The organism is Thioclava sp. NG1, assembly GCF_003122275.1.
GTDB lineage: Bacteria > Pseudomonadota > Alphaproteobacteria > Rhodobacterales > Rhodobacteraceae > Thioclava > Thioclava nitratireducens.
Genome location: NZ_QFBB01000012.1, coordinates 66,514 through 84,766 on the forward strand (window position 1 = coordinate 66,514; position 18,253 = coordinate 84,766).

General features: G+C 59.6%; 29 protein-coding genes. 25 read left to right on the forward strand and 4 right to left on the reverse strand.

Annotated elements, in window-relative coordinates; translation table 11 throughout:
- Window positions 1-2 precede the first annotated feature (2 nt).
- Genes DEM26_RS18190 through DEM26_RS18200 form a run of 3 tightly spaced genes read left to right on the forward strand, consistent with a single transcriptional unit; the run spans window position 3 to window position 1,293 of the window.
- Window positions 3-560, forward strand: a complete 558-nt coding sequence (locus DEM26_RS18190) for a head-tail connector protein (RefSeq protein WP_109173039.1) — start codon at window positions 3-5, stop codon at window positions 558-560.
- Complete coding sequence (locus DEM26_RS18195; RefSeq protein ID WP_109173040.1) at window positions 557-892, forward strand: phage head completion protein; 336 nt, start codon at window positions 557-559, stop codon at window positions 890-892. The genes DEM26_RS18190 and DEM26_RS18195 overlap by 4 nt, the downstream gene beginning before the upstream one ends.
- Window positions 889-1,293 (forward strand): DUF3168 domain-containing protein, encoded by a 405-nt coding sequence (locus DEM26_RS18200; protein ID WP_109173041.1) that lies wholly within the window; start codon window positions 889-891, stop codon window positions 1,291-1,293. Before DEM26_RS18195 ends, DEM26_RS18200 begins: the two co-directional genes overlap by 4 nt.
- On the opposite strand, the gene DEM26_RS18205 is transcribed toward DEM26_RS18200, so the two are convergent.
- Window positions 1,290-1,559, reverse strand: coding sequence for an Arc family DNA-binding protein (locus tag DEM26_RS18205; protein WP_158275162.1), 270 nt, complete (start codon window positions 1,557-1,559; stop codon window positions 1,290-1,292). The genes DEM26_RS18200 and DEM26_RS18205 overlap by 4 nt on opposite strands.
- Before the next feature lie 93 nt (window positions 1,560-1,652).
- On the opposite strand from DEM26_RS18205, the gene DEM26_RS20465 reads away from it, so the two are divergent.
- The 3 genes from DEM26_RS20465 to DEM26_RS18215 all read left to right on the forward strand — a co-directional run bounded on the left by DEM26_RS20465 (window position 1,653) and on the right by DEM26_RS18215 (window position 2,947).
- Complete coding sequence (locus tag DEM26_RS20465) at window positions 1,653-1,808, forward strand: hypothetical protein (RefSeq protein WP_158275163.1); 156 nt, start codon at window positions 1,653-1,655, stop codon at window positions 1,806-1,808.
- A gap of 66 nt (window positions 1,809-1,874) precedes the next feature.
- Window positions 1,875-2,618, forward strand: a complete 744-nt coding sequence (locus DEM26_RS20470) for a phage regulatory protein/antirepressor Ant (protein WP_158275164.1) — start codon at window positions 1,875-1,877, stop codon at window positions 2,616-2,618.
- Window positions 2,615-2,947: a hypothetical protein gene (locus tag DEM26_RS18215; RefSeq protein WP_109173043.1), complete on the forward strand. Its 333-nt coding sequence runs from the start codon at window positions 2,615-2,617 to the stop codon at window positions 2,945-2,947. The genes DEM26_RS20470 and DEM26_RS18215 overlap by 4 nt, the downstream gene beginning before the upstream one ends.
- A gap of 73 nt (window positions 2,948-3,020) precedes the next feature.
- On the opposite strand, the gene DEM26_RS18220 is transcribed toward DEM26_RS18215, so the two are convergent.
- Entirely contained in the window at window positions 3,021-3,557 is a 537-nt protein-coding gene (locus DEM26_RS18220; protein WP_109173044.1) for a peptidoglycan-binding domain-containing protein, read from the reverse strand.
- A gap of 10 nt (window positions 3,558-3,567) precedes the next feature.
- Here DEM26_RS18220 and DEM26_RS18225 point away from each other — a divergent pair, with 10 nt between their 5' ends.
- From DEM26_RS18225 to DEM26_RS18285, 13 genes are all read left to right on the forward strand, one after another.
- Window positions 3,568-3,993 (forward strand): HK97-gp10 family putative phage morphogenesis protein, encoded by a 426-nt coding sequence (locus DEM26_RS18225; RefSeq protein WP_109173045.1) that lies wholly within the window; start codon window positions 3,568-3,570, stop codon window positions 3,991-3,993.
- Window positions 3,994-4,195: 202 nt separating this feature from the next.
- Window positions 4,196-4,642, forward strand: coding sequence for a phage tail tube protein (locus DEM26_RS18230; RefSeq protein ID WP_109173046.1), 447 nt, complete (start codon window positions 4,196-4,198; stop codon window positions 4,640-4,642).
- Window positions 4,642-5,079, forward strand: coding sequence for a GTA-gp10 family protein (locus tag DEM26_RS18235; protein WP_109173047.1), 438 nt, complete (start codon window positions 4,642-4,644; stop codon window positions 5,077-5,079). Before DEM26_RS18230 ends, DEM26_RS18235 begins: the two co-directional genes overlap by 1 nt.
- 127 nt (window positions 5,080-5,206) lie before the next feature.
- Window positions 5,207-7,282 carry a hypothetical protein gene (locus DEM26_RS18240; RefSeq protein WP_109173048.1) on the forward strand — a complete coding sequence of 692 codons (2,076 nt, stop codon included), beginning with the start codon at window positions 5,207-5,209 and terminating at the stop codon, window positions 7,280-7,282.
- Window positions 7,282-7,944: a hypothetical protein gene (locus tag DEM26_RS18245; RefSeq protein WP_109173049.1), complete on the forward strand. Its 663-nt coding sequence runs from the start codon at window positions 7,282-7,284 to the stop codon at window positions 7,942-7,944. The genes DEM26_RS18240 and DEM26_RS18245 overlap by 1 nt, the downstream gene beginning before the upstream one ends.
- Complete coding sequence (locus tag DEM26_RS18250) at window positions 7,937-8,506, forward strand: hypothetical protein (RefSeq protein WP_109173050.1); 570 nt, start codon at window positions 7,937-7,939, stop codon at window positions 8,504-8,506. Before DEM26_RS18245 ends, DEM26_RS18250 begins: the two co-directional genes overlap by 8 nt.
- A gap of 9 nt (window positions 8,507-8,515) precedes the next feature.
- Window positions 8,516-8,929: a DUF6950 family protein gene (locus DEM26_RS18255; protein ID WP_146194487.1), complete on the forward strand. Its 414-nt coding sequence runs from the start codon at window positions 8,516-8,518 to the stop codon at window positions 8,927-8,929.
- Window positions 8,919-11,135, forward strand: coding sequence for a phage tail protein (locus tag DEM26_RS18260; protein WP_109173052.1), 2,217 nt, complete (start codon window positions 8,919-8,921; stop codon window positions 11,133-11,135). The genes DEM26_RS18255 and DEM26_RS18260 overlap by 11 nt, the downstream gene beginning before the upstream one ends.
- Window positions 11,136-11,149: 14 nt before the next feature.
- A complete protein-coding gene (locus DEM26_RS18265) occupies window positions 11,150-12,973 on the forward strand; it encodes a glycosyl hydrolase family 28-related protein (RefSeq protein ID WP_109173053.1) in 1,824 nt (607 codons plus the stop codon).
- Window positions 12,974-13,078: 105 nt separating this feature from the next.
- Window positions 13,079-13,336 (forward strand): hypothetical protein, encoded by a 258-nt coding sequence (locus DEM26_RS18270; RefSeq protein ID WP_146194488.1) that lies wholly within the window; start codon window positions 13,079-13,081, stop codon window positions 13,334-13,336.
- Window positions 13,333-13,818: a hypothetical protein gene (locus DEM26_RS18275; protein WP_109173055.1), complete on the forward strand. Its 486-nt coding sequence runs from the start codon at window positions 13,333-13,335 to the stop codon at window positions 13,816-13,818. Before DEM26_RS18270 ends, DEM26_RS18275 begins: the two co-directional genes overlap by 4 nt.
- Complete coding sequence (locus tag DEM26_RS18280) at window positions 13,815-14,534, forward strand: lysozyme (RefSeq protein ID WP_109173056.1); 720 nt, start codon at window positions 13,815-13,817, stop codon at window positions 14,532-14,534. The genes DEM26_RS18275 and DEM26_RS18280 overlap by 4 nt, the downstream gene beginning before the upstream one ends.
- On the forward strand, window positions 14,531-14,899 hold the full coding sequence (locus DEM26_RS18285; protein ID WP_109173057.1) for a hypothetical protein: 369 nt from the start codon (window positions 14,531-14,533) through the stop codon (window positions 14,897-14,899). Before DEM26_RS18280 ends, DEM26_RS18285 begins: the two co-directional genes overlap by 4 nt.
- Before the next feature lie 237 nt (window positions 14,900-15,136).
- Here the strand turns inward: DEM26_RS18285 and DEM26_RS18290 are convergent, their stop codons facing one another.
- Together DEM26_RS18290 and DEM26_RS18295 are read right to left on the reverse strand one after the other, a co-directional pair.
- The gene (locus DEM26_RS18290) at window positions 15,137-15,481 is read right to left on the reverse strand and encodes a hypothetical protein (RefSeq protein ID WP_233243194.1); all 345 of its coding nucleotides are present in this window, start codon (window positions 15,479-15,481) and stop codon (window positions 15,137-15,139) included.
- Between the two features lie 606 nt (window positions 15,482-16,087).
- Window positions 16,088-16,537 carry a hypothetical protein gene (locus tag DEM26_RS18295; RefSeq protein WP_109173058.1) on the reverse strand — a complete coding sequence of 150 codons (450 nt, stop codon included), beginning with the start codon at window positions 16,535-16,537 and terminating at the stop codon, window positions 16,088-16,090.
- A 101-nt stretch (window positions 16,538-16,638) separates the two neighbouring features.
- Here DEM26_RS18295 and DEM26_RS18300 point away from each other — a divergent pair, with 101 nt between their 5' ends.
- From DEM26_RS18300 to DEM26_RS18320, 6 genes are all read left to right on the forward strand, one after another.
- Window positions 16,639-17,121, forward strand: coding sequence for a hypothetical protein (locus DEM26_RS18300; protein ID WP_146194489.1), 483 nt, complete (start codon window positions 16,639-16,641; stop codon window positions 17,119-17,121).
- Between the two features lie 74 nt (window positions 17,122-17,195).
- Window positions 17,196-17,477: a hypothetical protein gene (locus DEM26_RS18305; RefSeq protein WP_109173060.1), complete on the forward strand. Its 282-nt coding sequence runs from the start codon at window positions 17,196-17,198 to the stop codon at window positions 17,475-17,477.
- Between the two features lie 6 nt (window positions 17,478-17,483).
- The gene (locus DEM26_RS18310) at window positions 17,484-17,663 is read left to right on the forward strand and encodes a hypothetical protein (RefSeq protein WP_109173061.1); all 180 of its coding nucleotides are present in this window, start codon (window positions 17,484-17,486) and stop codon (window positions 17,661-17,663) included.
- 14 nt (window positions 17,664-17,677) lie between these two features.
- Window positions 17,678-17,812, forward strand: a complete 135-nt coding sequence (locus DEM26_RS20825) for a hypothetical protein (protein ID WP_255415043.1) — start codon at window positions 17,678-17,680, stop codon at window positions 17,810-17,812.
- Window positions 17,813-17,826: 14 nt separating this feature from the next.
- On the forward strand, window positions 17,827-18,054 hold the full coding sequence (locus DEM26_RS18315) for a hypothetical protein (protein WP_109173062.1): 228 nt from the start codon (window positions 17,827-17,829) through the stop codon (window positions 18,052-18,054).
- Between the two features lie 9 nt (window positions 18,055-18,063).
- A complete protein-coding gene (locus DEM26_RS18320) occupies window positions 18,064-18,249 on the forward strand; it encodes a hypothetical protein (RefSeq protein WP_109173063.1) in 186 nt (61 codons plus the stop codon).
- Window positions 18,250-18,253: the final 4 nt, after the last annotated feature.

Consider the following 18,253-nt stretch of genomic DNA (forward strand, 5'->3'; position numbering starts at 1 on the left):
ACATGTTCCGCCCCATCCTCGTCACGCCGCCTGCGGCCGATCCTGTCACCCTGGCAGAGGTCAAGGCGCAATGCGTCGTGGACTTTCCGGATGACGACGACCTGATCGCAGGGTTCATCTCTGCGGCTGTCGCTCGTCTCGACGGATTCCGCGGCGTCTTGAGCCGCGCGCTGGTGACGCAGACGTGGCAGGTTTCAGCCTCTGCGTGGGTGCGATCCTTCGTTCTGCCGGTGCCAGACGTGTCCGCAGTGTCGATCGTCTATGACGACGAGAACGGGGCGGAGCAAACCGGGCCGGTGGTGACACTGCACCCGGTAGCGACCGGCACGCTGGTGAGCATTTCGAGCGACTATGCATTCCCGGCGCTCCAGTTCGACAATGCGGCGCCGATCCGGATCGAGTTCACCTGCGGATTCGGCGACCCGGCTGACGTTCCCTCTACGCTCAAGCTGGCGGTGAAGGCGCTGGCTGCAGCTTGGTATGAGGACCGCAGCGCGAGCAAAGACCTTCCGATGGGCGTCGAGGCTCTCATCGCTCCGTATCGGTGGACGATGGTATGACGGCTGGGTTTCGCGGATCGGTCAAGTTTCAGGAGCCCGTCGAGACCGCGGGCGCGGGCGGCGTGGTTACGACCGTCTGGACCGAGCGCCACCAGACGCGCGCCAAGCTGATCTATCAGCGCGGCAGCGAAGTCGTCGAGGCCGCGCGGCTTGAAGGCCGACCGATCTACAAGGTCAAAATCCGCTCCTGCGCGGCCGCGCGCGCGATCACGACGGATTACCGGATGATCGACCTTCACCGGGCCGACGCGGCCTATGCGGTGATCGAGGTCGACGCCATCACGGACCCGATGTGGGTGTTTATCGTCATCGAGGGAGGGAAGGCGGCATGAGCGCGGACGTAGCCCTGCAGGATTCCGTCTATGATGCCCTGATCGCCGATGCTGGCGTTTCGGCGCTGGTCGGCACAAGGGTATATGACAACGCGCCGGATGGCGTCGTCTATCCCTACATCACGTTCGGCCCGTCGCAGGCGGTCACCGACGATGTGGAATGCATCGACGGTGAAGAGAACTATCTGCAGATCGACGTTTGGACGCAGGAAGGTGGATCGAAGCGCGGCGCCAAGGTGATATGCGCGGCGGTGAAGCAGGCGCTCCACAATGCCGCACTAGTGCTGTCCGATCCGGTCGCGCTGGTCCTCGTGGAGGTCGAAGACATGCGCGTAATCGGCGATCCTGACGAGCAGGTCGCGCACGGGATCGTTTCGCTCAAGGCGGTCACGGAGGGTTAGTCGTCGTTCAAATAGTCAGTCGTATCGACGAAGCGCTCAAGCATTTTAACCCTAGCCTCAAGGTCTTCAGTTTGGCTGATAACAGCCTCGACGATGAAGTTTTCGATTGCATCCAAGGTGAAGTCGAGGCCGCCATCATCAGATATCGCGATAGATGCTTCTAGCCGGGTAATGATTTCAGAAGAAAGGCTTCTTCCGCTTCGGTTGGCCGCCTCTTGCAACCGATTTTTGAGATCGGTTGGAAGATTAAGTTTGTATTGGGACACGCTTGAATCGCTCATGGTCCATAGGTTTACAAAAAATGTTCTTTACACAAGGCTACATTTTATGTTCATGATGGGACATTGGAAGGAGATACGATGAAAGTCGAAGTTCAACCGTTCAAGCTCAACGTCCATAAGGACGTGATGGTGAAGCTGAAGGAGATTGCGGTTCGAGAGAGCCGTTCGGTTTCAGCTCAGATGAACCTGATGCTGCGCAAGCAGGTGGAGGCTGACGAAGCCGCACAAAAGTAAAGGCCGCTGGGGCTTGCACACACCCAGCGACCTGATCAACCCAACTCTCTACTGAAAGGTTAGAGCATGAATATGCCAGCTCGTAAGGAAGATTTCAATGGCCTCGTGAGCGAGAGCCTGATGACCACCAGCCGCATCATCGCGGAGAAGTTCGGAAAACAGCACAAGGATGTGCTGCGGGCTATCAAAAATCTGGAATGCAGCACCGACTTCACTGAGCGCAATTTTGCGCCCAGTGAATATGTAGATACCACAGGGCGAACGCTCCCCCAGATGCTGATGACCCGCGATGGGTTCTCTTTCCTCGTGATGGGCTTCACCGGGAAAGAGGCGGCAGCGTGGAAGGAGAAGTTCATCTCAGCCTTCAACGAGATGGAGCAACGCATCAAAGCGACGGCGATGCTTTCCGGCCCGCAACTCATGGCAGCGGCCCTCATCGAGGCCAACGCTACAATGAATCAGCAGGCCCAGCAGATCGCCGACATGCGCGAGGATGTCGCCGCGCATGACCGGCTAGCAAAGGCAGAAGGGAGTCTGAACATCACCGAGTCCGCAAAGGCGCTCGGTGTCCGCCCGAAAGACCTGTTCGAATGGCTTTCGCACAACGGCTGGACTTACAAGCGGCCTAACGGCGGGACGTGGCTCGGCTACCAGTCGAAATGCAACGCTGGACTTCTGGAGCACAAGACGACGACCGTCTTGCGCGCCGATGGGTCAGAGAAGGTCACCGAACAGGTGCGCGTGACCGCCAAGGGTCTGACGCGGCTCGCCAAGCTTGTGCCCGGTATCGCGAAGGAGGTGACGCAATGAGACGCCGTCAGCTACTCGCCGCCGCGCCAGCCCTCGGTCTCGCCAGTCTTATGACAGGCGGTGCCGTTGCGACCGAAACCCTGAGCCGGGAAGAAAAGATCCGGCAGCATGCCGAGGCACTATTGGACCTAATCCGCGAGGAATTCGCCGAGGATGATCACAACAGCCTATCGGTGACGCTCCGCAGCAACTGGGGCCCGGTCGACCACATGCGCCATCCGCTATCCGTCGAGGCGAACGCCGGGCGGACATACTGGAAGGAAGATGAACGCGGCGGCTACTTCGATCAGGAGAGCTTCGGTCCGCTGCAGGCGTATCGCGCCGCTTGATGAGAAATGGGTCTCCTCAAAAATGAGGGGGCCCATATGCACCTTAAGAAGATCGAGCACGAAACTGAAACTTCTACCTCTTTGGAATAGCTAAGCTGCATTTCATTCTCGCGAGTTCAGCTTTTCCAGCGTCATCAAGGGCTATTTGAAGATACCCCAAGACGCCCGATGACATGCCGTAGAAGTAAGAATAACCAGCATATCCGCCGTAGGAATTTCGAGCATTGACCTCGCCGCAGATTATCGTCTCTTCACCAGATTTTACGGAGAAGATGTTTCGAAATTTCGCACTATCAGGGTCTTTAAGCTCTTTCGACACTTCGGCTTTCACATCCTTGAGTAATTCAGGGTCTTCAATCGGAGTTCTGCTTCGCGCCGAAAGTTGCAAGGCAAAATTAAACGCTCCGTCAACGCTCTTCGGGCCGCCATATTGGCTTGAGAAATCAAGAACTGCTTTTCTCGTTCCTGGCCCGTTGAGCCCGTCCGGATCGCCTTTGTAGAGCCCTATTTCGGATAGGGCGTCCTGAAACATGAAGAGCTGAACCCGCTCGATTGCGAGCGCAGGAGAAGCAAACAAGATCGCTGTAGCGAGTGCGGTGATAAATTTCATGGGGGCTCCAATGCCTGACTATGGTGCAAATCGTCTCATCGCCAAGCTGCGAAAGCATGGCGCTGCGGTCATTAAAGCCGCTGACGCCGCGGCGAAGCAAGGCGCAGAAGAAACCGCCAATGTGATGCGCGCCACCGCGCCGCGCGATGAGCTCGAGCTTGTTCGGTCAATCCGCGTTGAGAAGGCCGACCAGGTGATGAGCAGCAAGGGAAAATCGAGTAAGTTCATCGGCTATCTCGTCAAGGCTGGTGACCAGACGACGATCGTGACGAATGAGCGCGGCGTGAAGTTCCAGAATGCGAAGCTTCAGGAGCACGGGACGAAGAACATGCCTGCGAACCCGTATTTCAACCCGTCATGGCGGCGGGTGAAATCACGGGTGAAAGCAAGGATAACGCGCCAGATCCGCAAGGCGTGGCAGAGCGGCAATGCCTAGGCAGCGCTGCTGGCTCGTCATCGAGTATTTCGAATTCATGCCACGCCCGAGCGTGGTGATGGTGTTCCGCCCGGGCGATGTCCGGTGCGGCCTGACGCGCGCGTGCCGCGAAATGGCAGGCGATCGGATCAGGGAAGTCAGGGAATAGCCCTGTCGCCCGTCAGATGCCCTTGGGCAAGGCATATCACAAAGGAGCCACACAATGGCTAAACCGACCTCCTATGTCGGCTCGACGGTTGCGGTCCAACTCGAAACCTCGACGCCCGGCACCTTCGCGCGCCCCTGCGGGCTCAACAACCACACCGTGCAGTTCTCGAAGAACACGCAGGACATTACCGTTCCTGACTGTGACGATCCTGAGCTTCCTGCGTGGATCGAGCGTGGCGTCGAGAGCCTCGACATGAGCGTCAATGGCTCTGGCGTGCTGGCTGCAGAGGCAGTGACCACCTGGTGGGAGGCGTTCAACAGCGCCGATAGCATCAATGCTCGCGTCTATGTCGGCAAGCCGGATGACACGACCAACGGCCACTACTGGGAAGGCAAGGTGCATGTCACAGGCTTCGAGGTGAGCGGCGAGCGCGGGAACAAGGCGCAGGTCAGTCTCACTCTCGTTTCCGATGGTGAGATGACCTTCACGGCGGTGACCTGATGGATCCCATCCGGCTGAACTACGCGAGCGGAGAGGATGAATTTCTTCTCCGCATCGGCGAGCTTGAGGCGCTAGACGATCTGACCTCGGACGGCGTCCTCGATCTGTTTTACCGCCTGCGTATGGGCCAAGATCGCGGCAGCCTCACCTACGCGCCGGTCAAGGTGCGCGAGGTGATTGCGTGCATCCGCCTTGGCCTTATCGGGGGTGGGATGGACCGCGAGACGGCACATCGAAAGTCCCGCCAAGCTTTCGAGGATGGGGATGTCGGAGAACTGAACCTCCTGTCCTACACGATCATCTCACATTCGCTCGCTGCGAAAGAGCATGACCCGTTGGGGGAGGCGGAAGCGGGGGAGGAGAGCGGCCCAGATTCTCCCGCATCTACGGAAACGGGGCCGCCCTCGGATTCTCGCCGGCGCAAGTCAAAGAAATGACGCTTTGGGAATATTCGGCCTGCATCGATGGCTGGAACAGAGCGCAAGGCAAGGGCGCGGGCTCAGAAAACCCGCCGCTCACAGATGAGCAATACGACGCTCTCTGCGATATCATGGATGGTCTCTGATGGCAGACAATACCGCCGGAATGGAACTCCCGATCGGGGTCAGCGAAAACAGGCTTCTGCAGCAGCTTGCGCGTATCGAGAAGAAGGTGCTCGAAACTCAGAACAAGGCTGCAAAGGGATTTGTGAAGTCGAACCAGAAGGCCGTCGAGTCGTTCAAGGGGCTTTCGAATTCGGCGCGCGGAAACATCCAGAACGTCAGCTATCAGTTTCAGGATCTGGCGGTTCAGATTTCGGGTGGGACCAGTGCCGCGCGTGCGCTTGGGCAACAGCTTCCTCAGCTTCTCAGCGGCTTCGGCGCGCTCGGCGCAGTTATCGGCGTCGTCGCAGCTGTCGCCGTTCCTCTCGCGGGTCATTTCCTCGACATGGGGGAGAAGGGAGAGGATCTCGAAAAACAGATCGAGAAGCTCAAGAAGGCCGTGAGCGATTACCGATCGGCCGCCGAAGAGGCGGTCATTCCTACGGCTGATCTCGCGAAGAAATATGGCACTGCTACCGAGGCTGCACGTCAGTTCCTGCGAGCTCTGGAAGACATAAATGGTGTGCAGGCCGCAGAGAAGCTCAAGTCGTCGATCGACACAATCACCGAAAGCTTCGGCAAGCTATCGGCTGAGAACCTGAACCCGAATGCGCGACTGCTGGACCTCACCAGCGGTCTGAATATCGGCGGGTACGCGATCGAGGCAATCAACAATCTGAAAGAAAAGCTTGGGGCCACGACAGGCGAGGCGGTGGCGCTCGCTGGCGCCCTTGACGCGCTGCAGAACGCAGAAGGTGCGAAGGCTCAAGCTGATGCAGCGGCGGCGCTGCTCACCGCACTTGAGGACGCTCTCGGACCATACGAAAATATGAATGATGAGGCGCGCTCGCTTTATGCCAGCGTTCGCGATGCGGGTGATGCAGCTGGTGACATGCAAGGTGCCGCTGATGGAGCGGCCAACTCGATCGCGAATGCGGCGAGCGAAGCCTCTGCGCTCGTCGCGCAGCTTTCCGCGGCCGTCCGTGCGCTTGGTCAAATTCAATCTGGGATAGCAAGCCTCGATATCTCGAACTCAGGTGATCGCGCTCGTTTGGCGGCGCTTAAGGCAGGCAAATCTAAAGCCGAGGCTGAAATCGCCGGTAAAGTTCAAGAGAAACGGCTACAGGAGGCAGCCGCATTTGGTTCTTCGGACAAGATTGTCCGTGATCAAGCGGCAGCGAGCCTAAAGGAATTCGAGGACAAGCTTCGCCAGCAAGCGGCCCTTGACGCTCAGATTGCTGCACTCACCAAACCGCCGAAATCTGGCGGGAAGTCGAAGAAGGAAAAGCCCGGACTCTTCACCGCATCGGACGAAGAGTTACAGAATATCGAGCGCCAGATCGAGCTGCTGGGAAAGACGAAGTCCGAAACTGCAGCTCTCGAAGCCAAGTGGAAGTTGCTCGACGAGGCGAAGAAGCGCGGGATCGATCTCGACAGCCAAGTCGCAGGCTCCGGCGAGACGGTGCGCGAGCAGATCGACCGACAGGCGCAGGCAATCGGTGAGCTGACCGCAAAATACGAGCAGGCGCGCGAGCGGGCCCAGTTCTTCGACCAGGCTCAGCAGACACTGAAGGGCGGACTCGTCGACGCGATCGTCGAGGGCAAGAACCTGTCTGGCGTGCTGGAGGAGTTGGCCAAGTCTCTTGCGAAGGCAGCGGTGCAGGCGGCACTGTTCGGTGATGGGCCACTCGGTGGCGGTGGATCCGGTCTGCTGGGGAGCCTCGTTTCCGGGCTGTTCGGAGGAGCCCGCGCCTCCGGTGGACCAGTGACTGCTGGCACGCCCTATCTCGTCAACGAAAACACGCCGAATTCAGAAGTTTTCGTTCCCTCCTCGAACGGCGCAATTCTCAATGTTCCGCAGGCGCAAGCAGCGCTGCGTGGCGGCGGTGGTGTGGTAAGGGTGCAAGTCGAAGGCGGTGATCTGGTGCTCACAGACAGCGGCCAAATTGCGGCAAAGATTCGCGTGAGCGCGGTGCAATCTGCAGCCGCATCCGTTGCTACCAGTAAGCGCCAGTTCGGCAGCAACGCCCAAACATACGATATGCGAGGCACGACCTGATGGCGCGTCCGATCATCACGATCCCAGTCAAGCTTCGCCGGGATATGCAATTCACTTGGCGCATCGAGTGGCGCGGCGTCGATAATGGAACGTCAATCAGCGGCAATAGCGCTTGGGTGGTAAACCAGAAGCCGCGCTGGATCGGGACGCCCACCTTCGCAGCGCGGCGAACCATGATCGGCGCATGGCAGGCCATCATGGCGCAGCTGCAGGGGCGTCACGGAATCCTGCAGGTGGAGATCATCAACACGGCTGCAATGCCCGCGCTGGCGGCGCGCTCGACCGGGCTCACGTTCTCGAATGGGCAATACCTCAGCACCGGAAGCGGCGTGGCCTATGTGCCGACCGTCCTCAGCGTGGGTGCGGCGTCCAAAGGCGCGACCTCGATCAAAGTGAACACAGCAGACTTCCCGCCGGTCCCGGGCCAGATCATGAGCTATGCCAAGAAGCCGTTTCAGGTGACCTACGTCGATGACCTCGGCGGCGGTGATTATGAGGTCGGAGTTCAGCGCCTCGTGACGGACATCCCGGATGATGCCGAGATCCGCTGCGTTGGCGTAGGGCTGTTCGAACTGTCCGACGAAGGGCAGGGGGCGATCACCTATGGTCCCTCGCACTTCGCAACGCCTGCGCCGCAGCTGCAGGAGGTTCTGAATGCCTGATTGGTCCTCCGTGATTGGCTGGCTGCTGCTGGCTGAGATCGACACGCCTGACGGTCCTGCGCGCTTCTGGCCGGGGACGGATGGCGTTTTCACCGATACCAATGGCGACCGGTGGGTCGGCTCGGTGCTGCTCTCCATGCCACGGCTGCAGGCGTCCATTGGCGGCACGGCCCCGGCTGGGGAGGTCACGCTCGCCTATTTCCAAGATCCCGACAGCGACGACCTGATCGGGCAGGTGAAGGCGCTCGGGATCGAATACGTCGAAGGCCGCGAGATTAAGTTCTACGCTCAGCCGCTCTACACCGTCGATGATCTGGAAGCACCGCAAGAAGCGCCGGTGCTCTTCATGACGCGCACGATGGAGAAACTCGACTACACGCTAAAAGGCGCCGCCGATCGCTCCATCACGCTCAGCTTCGAGAGCAGCTTTCAGGACCGCAAGTCGGCGCGGCGCCATATCCTCGATCGTCGCGGCCATTCCCGCCTTCTCGGCTATGACAACCCGTCGCTCGAGTTCATGCCAACCAGCAATTACCAGGATGAGCCGCTGTTCGGCGGCTGACGAGGTTTCATGTCACCACTGTTTGTCTTCGCTAACCGCCAATCGGCGGCTCCTTTCATGTGGGGGGAGAGCGACTGCATATTTCTGCTCGCCGATTGGGTCCATGCCGTGCGCGGCGTCGATCTCGGGGCAAAGTGGCGCATGACCTATTCAAGCGCCGGGGAATGCCAGCGGATCACGGGATATTTCACCGACCCGGTCGGCTTCATGGATGCGCAGGTTGAGCCGCTAGGGCTGGAGCGCACCGATGCTCCGCAGCCCGGAGACATCGCGGTCTGCAACGTGCCTTTCACGAAGCATCCGGTTGGGGGCGTGAAGGTCGCGGACAACGCATGGCTGTTCAAGGGCGAAGAAGGGACCACGACGTTGCACAGCAAGCTTGTGGGCGTTCTGGCGGCATGGAGTGTTGGCTATGAGGGGTAAGCTACTTGCCGCTGCGCTGATGGCGTCCACAGCGCTCACGCCGCGCCCTGCTGCGGCTGAGCCTGTCAGCACGTTTGTAACTGCATTCATCGCTGGCTTCGGCGGTGGGTCTGCAATCACGGCCTCCCTTGCTACTGCTATCGGGGGCGCGACTGCTGCTGGCTACGCCGTTGGCGCGTTCCTCGGGACCACCATCCTTGGGCAGGTTCTTCTGTCGGTAGGGCTGTCCTACTTGTCTTCCGTGCTCGCTGGAAAAATGGGGGCCGTTAGGTCGCCTTCGCCGAGCCAGATATACCGTAACTTCGCCCAAGACATCAGCTACTTCCAATGGGTGTTTGGGGAAGCTCGCATCGGTGGGCCGCTCGGCTTCACCGGCGCATCGCGGGCGAATGATCCTGTGACCGGTACACAAGGCTGGAAGCGCCATTACACACCAATCTTCGCGGCACACAGCTGCGACAGCGTGACGACCCATTACCTTGATGAGCGCGAGGTTGAGATCGATGCAGATGGGCTAGTTACAACAGCGCCGTATGTATTCTCTACGGAGAGTGGTAGCGTTTTTAACGGCGGTATTTTTGGCGGTGGCGGGGTAACTGTCACTACTTCTTCCAACGTTCGCATCCGTCCTTTCCTCGGCCATTCTGGGCAAACTGCCGATCCGGCCATGGTATCGATCTTCCCAGAGATCACCTCCGCGCATGATTTTGCAGGGCTGACCGGCGCTCATATCTGGGCGCGCAACCAAGGCGCGGAGAGCTTTACGAAGGTTTACCCGACCGGGAGAGAGCCTGCCTATACGCCGGTCATTAAGGGCATGGATACGATCTATGACCCGCGCACAGACAGCTACGGGTACTCGAATAATGCGGCCCTCATCATCGCGGCATGGCTGACGAAGGTCTGGGGGCGCAGCGTCGATTGGGCAGAAGTGGCGACCGAGGCTGACATCTGCGACCAGCTCGTGACCAACCGCGACGGCGTTCAGCAGAAGCGCTGGACAATCGGTTGGTCATTCACAGACGACACTGACTTCGAGACGCAGCGCGCCCAACTTTGCGGGGCCTGCGATGCTTTCATCTATGAGCGCGAGGATGGCAAGATCGGGTTCAGGGTCGGTCGCTACGAGGCGCCAACTGTCACGCTGACCGATGATGATATTCTGTCGATCAGCGTCTCGGAGGGCGCGATGGGGCGTGACCTCCCGACCGAGGTTGTCGCGACCTATACGGAGCCGAAGAACGCATGGCGTGAGGCGAACACCGGGCCTTATGTCATTACCGAAGCTGAACGGCTCGTCACCGAGGAACCGAAGATTTACGCCGCTACCAGCCACAATCAGGCGGCGCGTCTTTGCAAGCGCATCGCCAAGGTGAAGCGATACGCGCGCAGCTACCAGATCACGCTCTCTGGCGCAGGCTTCAAGCTGTTCGGGCAGCGGTTCGTGCGCATCAAGACTGCGCTCTGGGATGAAGTCATCGAGGTGGGAGAGTTTGGCATCGATGGTGGCGTGTTCTTCCTCAATGGCACGAGCACGCAAGCCTCTGACTTTGACTTCGACGCCGCGACCGAAGAACCGACGCCGCCGAATTACGCCGCAGTCGCGACCGCAGACACGGTGAGCGTCCCGACAGGGTTCACTGGCTCGGTGCAAAGCGGTGGCGCGATCAAATACATCTGGGACGCGCAGTCCAGCGACCTGCAGCAGCAAATCCAGCTCCGCGAGAGCGGCGGCGATTGGGAGACGGTCACGCTTCCGCAGGGGCAGTCCGTCTACACGGCAACCGGCCTTCCTGACGGTGCGCAGATAGAGGCACAGATCCGCAACCGCACAAGTGGCGGCAAGGTCAGCGCTTGGTCTGCCTCCGAGACGGTGACGGTTGTGCAGAATACGACTGCGCCTGCCGCGCTCGATGCTTTCGACGCCACGGCAACAGGGTTCAACGTGGACGTCGCTTTCACCGCGCCGAACGATCCGAATTACTTCGCCACCCGCATCTATCGCGGCACGACGACGACCTTCGCAGACGCCGCGCTGGTCCGCACCGAGTACGGCATCCCGTCGAACGCAGACGCCTGGACCGACACAGGCCTCGCGACCGGCACCTATTACTATTGGGGCGTCCCGATCAACCCGTCTGGCATTCCCGCTGATGACGGCACCCTTCCTGCGACCGGCAGCGGCCCGGTTTCCGTGACAATCTGATCTAGGAGAACAAGATGACTTCTCTTCCCGTCCGCACGGTTGTGCGCGGCAACCCGCCTTCTGCAAGCCACCAGATTGATCCGCTGGAACTGGTCGATCTTCTTTCTGACATCCAGTACGCGCGCCGGTTCGCTGACTTCACAGCTCTAGAGGCCGACACGACTAACGTTGTGGATGACAATGTGATCGTTGAGGCTGGCACCAACGGAAAGCCGGAACTCGGGAAGACCGTCGCCGCTGGCACCTACACCGCAGATGGATCGCTCGTGCGTGACCTGACGGGGAGCGGATTGCAGTGGGTCAGCTATCGGCGTGAGTTCAGTTCTCTGGCTGAGATGCTGGCCGATCCTCGCACCGGTGACGACCTGCCAGTTGGAACAACGCTCACCATTCCGAGCATTGCTGCAATCTATCAAATCGTCACTTCCGGTGGAAATCTTGGCCTGACAAATGCAGGCGGACGAAACTTCGACGTGCTTTACGGCGATGTTCGCTCTTGGGGCGCAAAAGGCGATGGCGTAACGGACGATACAACAGCACTTCAGACCGCGTTTAGTCTTGGCGGGAGAATATGTATCCCAGCCGGAAACTACCTGATTAAGACCAAGCTTAGTGTTGTTAGTGCAACGGATATTTGCGGCGATGGTCGTACTAAAACGCGGATCACAGCCACGGGGTGCAGCGGAATTTTCTCCGCAGACGGCAATCAGCACGTCAAAATATCTGGATTGGAAATCGTCGGTGATCTGACCGCCAATACATATGGCATTCATGTAATAAACAATCCGCGCGGCATTACGATAAACGATTGCTATATCCGGTCTTTCGGCACCGCAGGCAACGGCGCAGGTGTTTTTCTAACTTGGAACGGTGTGTCCTTCAATATGTGGGGCGCCAAGCTTTCCAACGTTGTGGTCGAAAGCTGCGGGCGTGGTTTTGTCCTCGACCACACGCAAGCGACCACACTGGTCAGCTGTATTTCCCGGCTATGCAAGGGCGATCCGCTATACACAAACGTCTCGTCGGTTGTTTCCATCACGGGAGGCGCTTATGAGAACGCGCGCACCACGGACGGGGCGACGGCTTCTATCGCTTTGCACTTTACCTCCACCGACAATATCTCTGTGTCAGGTGTTTATCTGGAGAACTGTATCGACAGCCTAATCAAGCTGGATGGCTGCGCTTACGCCTCTTTCTCAGGGGTTCTGGTGAACAATACAACTGGGGCCGGAAACATCGTTGATCTGGTTGCCTCAGAGCATAACGTCTTTTCCGGTATCAGAGTCGAAGGGCTGGACGCTAGCGGCATTGTCGGCATTTCGCTAGACGCAACCTCGAATTATAATACGTTTATCGGTGTGCGGATAGAAGAAGATGGCTCAACCGCAGCAGGTTCTGTTCAAATTAGCGATGCTGGTTCTTCAAACACGTTTTTGAACACAAGAGGGCCTGGGACATCGCACGATAAACTGACCGTGAACGGACCGATCACCGCAAGTGGCAGTCTGGCCTCGGGAGGTAGCCTCACAGCAGGTGTGAAATCTCAAGCGGTTGGTAACGGTTTCGCGGTTGGGTCAGGCTTAGTTCCGACGCATGACGTTTATCTGCTGACGGCGACGGCATCAGTTGCGTCCTCAACCGTCACGGCAATCTCTTCAGGCGTTGACGGGCAATCCATCACGATCGTTAACAACTCCGCCTTCTCGATCACCCTGCGGAATGCAGCGAATACGCGGCTCGCAGGAGACGTGAATTTCATAATGGCGCAGAATAACAGCGTCACGCTGAAATATGTCGTCGCGATTGGCCTTTGGATCGAGACGGGCAGAGCCGCGTAACGTTAGGCAAGAAAGCATACCTCGCAAGAGGCGCTAGTATGAAATCTAACCAGACCACGACCCCGCCCCACAGGCGGGCTTTTTTATGCCGAAAGGGGGGCGGACGTGACGCCTGAAGAACACTCGATGATCCGGGAATTGCGATCGGAGATGTCCGAGCTGCGCGACGAGGTTTCAGCGCTTAACCGGGCGCTGCTGTTGCCCGAGCCTGATGGCACCCCGCCTTTCCTGCAGCGCGCTGCGCGCGTGGTGAACGCGGCGGAGAGCGGGTCGTGGGGCATCAAGTGGTCCGTCCGCATCTTCCTCGCGCTGGGGGCGATCCTCGCCACGGTGAGCACGATCAAGGGGAGCATCTGGAAATGAGGAAAACGAAACCTTGGACACTCGTCGACAAGATCGGCGGGCTCGCTCTCCTGGCATGCATTCTCGTCGGCTGCACGGTCGGTGCGATCTACTTCTGGCGCGCGCTCTGGCCTGCTTCGCGTTGGTATGCCCTTAGCGAGGTCAAGGTCGATGATGCGGACTTCGGCGCGCCGATCCGTGTGACCCCGAGTCGGGTGATCCTGCGCGACTTCAATGGCCGTTACGTCACCACGGTGCGATCTGTGCCGGAAAATGAGGTCATGTGCTCCGGCGGCGAGGACGTCCCCTACCGGGCAGGGGCCGCGCTGCGCGAGTCCATCGATCTGGACTGGTGGACCGCCGGAGCCATGCCGCCCTGCATGCAGCAGCTGATCCCCGGCCAATACGTCCTGACGACCTGCGTCTTCGTGAAGACAGGCATCCCGCTCGTCGGAGAGCGGGGTGAGTGCATCGATTCCAACATCTTCGAGGTGACCCAATGATGATTCCTGAGTGGAAGCTAATCGCGACGAAGGCCTGGTCGTTCCTGTTTTCGATCGCGAACGCGATCTTCCTCGCCGCGGCTGCTGGCTGGGAGACGTTCGCGCCCGAGGACCTGCACCTGAAGACGTCGACCTATCTCATGGTCGGCGCGATGCTGGCGGCCGTCACCGGTGGATCGCGTCTGATCCAGCAGCAGAAGCTGGCCGAGGCGATCGCGGCCTATCTCGCGGAGCAGGGCGGGGCGATCAGCAAGAAAGCGGCAGCGGCGATCATGGCGGCCGTGCTGGCCGTTGGTGTTCCTCTCACGGCTAAGTGGGAAGGCAAGGAGAATACGGCCTATCGCGATGTGATCGGCGTCCTGACGGTCTGCTATGGCGAGACGCGTGGCGTGAAGGCGGGCGACACCTACACCGACGCCGAATGCACGGCCATGCTGCAAAGCCGCTGGGCCGAGTTCTATACCGGGATGCTCCAGATCGCGCCTCCGATGCAGCAGGCGCCGATCGAGGTTCAGGCAGCGGTCACGAGCTGGGCCTATAACGTCGGGCTCGGGAATGCCGCGAAATCGACGCTTGCGAAGAAGTTGCGGGCCCGGGACTGGCGCGCGGCCTGCAACGAGCTGCCGAAGTGGACGCGATCGGGCGAGCGCTTCCTGCAGGGCTTGCTGAACCGGCGGCTCGATGAGCGGAAGCTCTGCCTCTCCGGTTTGAAATGATCTGGCTCGCTAAGAACTGGCGGCTGATGGCGGGAATTGCCTTGCTCGCCGCCTCGTTCGGCGCTGGCCTGTGGGTTCGTGACGCCTTCTGCCGCGCGAAGGTGGCTCAGATGCAGACTGACGCCGCAAAGGCCACGTCAGCCGCTCTCCGGGCTGCACGCGTCCGCACAGCCCACGCGATCACCGAGGCCAATGACAAGGCGCGCCAGCTGGCCGAGGCCGAGTCCGCGCTACTCACCGCTCGCGATGCCCGCGCCGCAGCCGAAAGGAGGCTCTTAGATGCGCTCGATTCTGATCCCGGTCTTGATGCTCCCGGTCTTCCTGGCGGCGTGCTCGACCAAATCCGCGGACATTGGGCTCAATGAGCCGCTGCCGCAAATCCGCGTGGAAGTCCCAGCAGCGGCGCGCGTTCCGTGTACGGCGCCAGAGACGCTTGTGGCGGCAGGCGGGACGCTACGTGCGGACGCTGTGACGATCACGCGACTCGGGGATGCGCTGATCGACTGCGAGCGCCGGCGCGCGCTGGCGTTAGGTTCGCTGCGGTAGAAATGAAAAAGCCCCGCGATCCGCAGGGCTTCTCTTGTCTCTGATGGCTCTCTGGATCACATCTTGCAGCGCTTCCGGGCCATCTCCTGATTGATGGCGTCGAGCTTGCCCTTGGTGACAGAGATAGCTGCCTCCTTGTCACCGCCAGACATGCTGGAGAGCGGAAGGCCGAGAAGGAACACGCCGAAAGCGTCGCCGCTGGCTGCATCTTTCTGTTGCGCGGACAGGTTAGCGAGATCCTGAGAAAGCTTCAGCCGCGTTTGGCTCAGAGAACTGCAGCTCTGCCCGGCATACATGCTCGATTCCATCGGGATCGCCGCGATCTCGTCGGGCTGCTTGGCGCAGGCACCAATTGCGACTGCAGCTGCGGTGAGAATGCCAACATTGATAATCGTCTTCACGTTTTTTGTCCCCTATTGGTGATAATACACAATTCGTCTTTACCCTGTGCCTCTCGACTTTGTCACAATTTATTGAATCTGGAGGAAAGTTTGTGGCTTTTCGGTCCCGAACGGGCGGGGCAGGTGCGGCCTTGGTCGCAGTCTCCGTTGCAGGGTGGGCACTGACCTGGACACGTGGCTCTCGGCGGGGAGAGCCAGGCAGCAATCGCTCGTGCGATGCGGCAGAGTGTCTTCATGCTTCTTTCCGGGGTTAGCTGGACTGTTCACTTTCGTTTGGGATCAGTCTTTTGAGCCAAGCCCGCGCTCCTATCAAAGTTGCGGGTCCATGAAGCCATCGCCACTCGTCGTCTGATGGGTCGTGACCCGCCAGTATCTTTGCCCATGCCGCGAACATGCGCGCCCAATGACAAGGAACGAAGCCGAGACGCATCCGCATATCACGTGCCCAGAAGGATGCGTCGCCGGGTAGGTTGTTTAGTACATGGTCTGGCAGAGGTCGTATTTGCACCTCCTTGGCTTGCTCTGGGCCCATGACAATAACGACGCCGGGTCGCTGATACTTCGCCAATCGGTGGCCTTCTTGTGGCTCCATGCGGCCCTCCCGGGTTAGTTGGACTTCGGCGGCGGCAGGCGCAGCGGCCCGTCCGTCTCGGTGATCGCATCACCCACGCGCCGACCGTCCGGCAAATGGATGTGCGGAAGAAATGCGGCGTCGGCATCGAGGAAGCCCGCGGCCATCATCGCCGCCTGCGCCTTGATCCAGTCGGCTAGGATCGCCCAAGCGGCGCTCTCTGCGACCTTGCGCGCCTTCGCTTCGTGATCCCATTCCTTGGTGCGGGGCCCGCGCTTGTTCTCGCGCTTCCACGCCTCGGCGTATGCTCCGACGCGAACGGGGGTCGTGACCTCGCGCCCGTGCAGGCGAAACTGCGCGATGATCTGATCGCTATCGTCATCGACCATAAACCCGACGGCGCTCGCGCCAACGCTGCGAAGCGTGTCGCGGATCTCTTTCTCGCGCGCTTGGCCGGCGGTCGATGATGCATAGGGCAGGGGCATCTGCTTTCCCTCTTTTACTACGATATAAGAATAACTAAGCGGATTGCCCGCGCCAAGCCCTTTTGCTACGTTGTGAGAAAATAGTAAGAAAGGCACAGCGCGTGAGCGAGGGTAAGGAAGAGGGGCACTTCAACGGAAAGTGGGCCGTGGTGACGGTTCACCCGTCGCTCCCGTCGAAGACAGAGCAGGTCGCCCGGGCGCGAGCCTGGGGCGTCACCGAGAGTATGCTGGGGCGAGACGATATTTCGGCGCTGATCCTCGATGACGTGTCGAAGGTGAAGCGCACGACGAACTGGATGGCGAAGCTGGAGGCGCGAGCCGCGTTCATCGATGCGATGCGGCTCCTTCGCCCCGAGGGCGACACTGTGTTCTTCGCGACTCCGCTCTGCGTCGGGTTCTCTGCCAAGCTGGCAGAGCAGACTGTGCGCGGGCTGTGGGAGGCCGGGATGCAGGTCTACGTGCATTCGGTGCGCGACAACGGCGCGGCGCTCTACGTCGACGGCGACGACCTGACAGAGTTCTTGGAGATGGTGCAGCTCGCGGCGAACGCGGCCTATCAGCGCCGCTTCCGGGCCCGGAGTTGACTACTTTTGCACGCTACCTGCGAATCAGCGATACTTGCCTCACATTCGAAAAGTCAACAAAGGATTTTGACAAAATGAACGAAGTGATTGGCGATCTGTTTTCTCTCGCGGGGCTCACCACAACCCTAATCGGTGCAGGCGTGACAGCGAAGGCGGTTATTCTTCGAGAGGATGATGCGATTAATATCGGTTTGACGCGCTACTCTGGCGGAGTACGCGAAGAAGATCTGCAGCTTCCGATGGTCCAGAACTTGCTCTGGTCTTCGCGGGCAGCGAAGTATGGTTTGATCATGGTAGCAATCGGCACAGCTCTTCAGGCGGTCCCGATCTTATGGCGTCTTATATACTCGACATGAGGGCGGATGTTTAATCGCGTAAACGAAGATGGCCGGCGGGAATACGTGATCGGTGGTCAGGTTTGGCTTGGGGGTCACGAATACCATCCGCCGCAGCCGTGGGCGAGTGGCGACGTATTCTTCGCTTGCCTTCTGGTCGCGATCATTACCGGATCGATCGGATTTCTGATCGGTCTGGCAGTCTGAAAAAGGAGCTGGTGATGAAGCGATGGCGATATCTCTGGATCGGGCTCACGCCCTTCATCTGGCACTGGCCGCACATGGATCGCGGCCTCGAGGCTGACCCGGTGCTTCGCGTCGGGCCGATTAGCATCTCCGGAGTCTGGCCGGTCTGAAAAAGGAGCAAGGTATGGGCCTGAATTGGAAGGCTGTCAGCAACATGCAGCCTGATCACTATCGTGCTGACACTCGACATGGGACGTATTTCATCGGCCCGCGCAAGAGCGATGGGGCATGGGAATACTGCACCCCTGATGAAGATTGGGGTGAGCACCAGTCCCACATCTTAGATGATCTGACGCGCGAAAAGGCTTTCGCTGCTGTCGAGGCGGATTTCGTCTCTCGCGAATCCAAATAGGAGCAAGAGATGGCGGTCGTGCTGGAGCCGAGTGGCATTGTCAAAGTCGATGGGGAGGTCATCCCTGGGCGTTGGCATGAGGACGAGCTCGGCGGCGTCTATTTTGAGGACGAAGGGGTGCTATCCACGGACACGATGTCCAAGGATGCACTTCTGAAGAAGCTAAGCGAGATGTACTCGCGACAGTCCAGATAGGAGC

Coding starts and splice junctions, on each gene's coding strand:
- DEM26_RS18305 (WP_109173060.1), top strand. CDS start 17,196: ATGAACGAAGTGATTGGCGATCTGTTTTCTCTCGCGGGGCTCACCACA.
- DEM26_RS18295 (WP_109173058.1), bottom strand. CDS start 16,537: ATGCCCCTGCCCTATGCATCATCGACCGCCGGCCAAGCGCGCGAGAAA.
- DEM26_RS18285 (WP_109173057.1), top strand. CDS start 14,531: ATGATCTGGCTCGCTAAGAACTGGCGGCTGATGGCGGGAATTGCCTTG.
- DEM26_RS18220 (WP_109173044.1), bottom strand. CDS start 3,557: ATGAAATTTATCACCGCACTCGCTACAGCGATCTTGTTTGCTTCTCCT.
- DEM26_RS18255 (WP_146194487.1), top strand. CDS start 8,516: ATGTCACCACTGTTTGTCTTCGCTAACCGCCAATCGGCGGCTCCTTTC.
- DEM26_RS18200 (WP_109173041.1), top strand. CDS start 889: ATGAGCGCGGACGTAGCCCTGCAGGATTCCGTCTATGATGCCCTGATC.
- DEM26_RS20825 (WP_255415043.1), top strand. CDS start 17,678: ATGAAGCGATGGCGATATCTCTGGATCGGGCTCACGCCCTTCATCTGG.
- DEM26_RS18280 (WP_109173056.1), top strand. CDS start 13,815: ATGATGATTCCTGAGTGGAAGCTAATCGCGACGAAGGCCTGGTCGTTC.
- DEM26_RS18230 (WP_109173046.1), top strand. CDS start 4,196: ATGGCTAAACCGACCTCCTATGTCGGCTCGACGGTTGCGGTCCAACTC.
- DEM26_RS18310 (WP_109173061.1), top strand. CDS start 17,484: ATGTTTAATCGCGTAAACGAAGATGGCCGGCGGGAATACGTGATCGGT.
- DEM26_RS18275 (WP_109173055.1), top strand. CDS start 13,333: ATGAGGAAAACGAAACCTTGGACACTCGTCGACAAGATCGGCGGGCTC.
- DEM26_RS18260 (WP_109173052.1), top strand. CDS start 8,919: ATGAGGGGTAAGCTACTTGCCGCTGCGCTGATGGCGTCCACAGCGCTC.
- DEM26_RS18265 (WP_109173053.1), top strand. CDS start 11,150: ATGACTTCTCTTCCCGTCCGCACGGTTGTGCGCGGCAACCCGCCTTCT.
- DEM26_RS18320 (WP_109173063.1), top strand. CDS start 18,064: ATGGCGGTCGTGCTGGAGCCGAGTGGCATTGTCAAAGTCGATGGGGAG.
- DEM26_RS20470 (WP_158275164.1), top strand. CDS start 1,875: ATGAATATGCCAGCTCGTAAGGAAGATTTCAATGGCCTCGTGAGCGAG.
- DEM26_RS18215 (WP_109173043.1), top strand. CDS start 2,615: ATGAGACGCCGTCAGCTACTCGCCGCCGCGCCAGCCCTCGGTCTCGCC.
- DEM26_RS18225 (WP_109173045.1), top strand. CDS start 3,568: ATGCCTGACTATGGTGCAAATCGTCTCATCGCCAAGCTGCGAAAGCAT.
- DEM26_RS18240 (WP_109173048.1), top strand. CDS start 5,207: ATGGCAGACAATACCGCCGGAATGGAACTCCCGATCGGGGTCAGCGAA.
- DEM26_RS20465 (WP_158275163.1), top strand. CDS start 1,653: ATGAAAGTCGAAGTTCAACCGTTCAAGCTCAACGTCCATAAGGACGTG.
- DEM26_RS18245 (WP_109173049.1), top strand. CDS start 7,282: ATGGCGCGTCCGATCATCACGATCCCAGTCAAGCTTCGCCGGGATATG.
- DEM26_RS18190 (WP_109173039.1), top strand. CDS start 3: ATGTTCCGCCCCATCCTCGTCACGCCGCCTGCGGCCGATCCTGTCACC.
- DEM26_RS18315 (WP_109173062.1), top strand. CDS start 17,827: ATGGGCCTGAATTGGAAGGCTGTCAGCAACATGCAGCCTGATCACTAT.
- DEM26_RS18195 (WP_109173040.1), top strand. CDS start 557: ATGACGGCTGGGTTTCGCGGATCGGTCAAGTTTCAGGAGCCCGTCGAG.
- DEM26_RS18250 (WP_109173050.1), top strand. CDS start 7,937: ATGCCTGATTGGTCCTCCGTGATTGGCTGGCTGCTGCTGGCTGAGATC.
- DEM26_RS18235 (WP_109173047.1), top strand. CDS start 4,642: ATGGATCCCATCCGGCTGAACTACGCGAGCGGAGAGGATGAATTTCTT.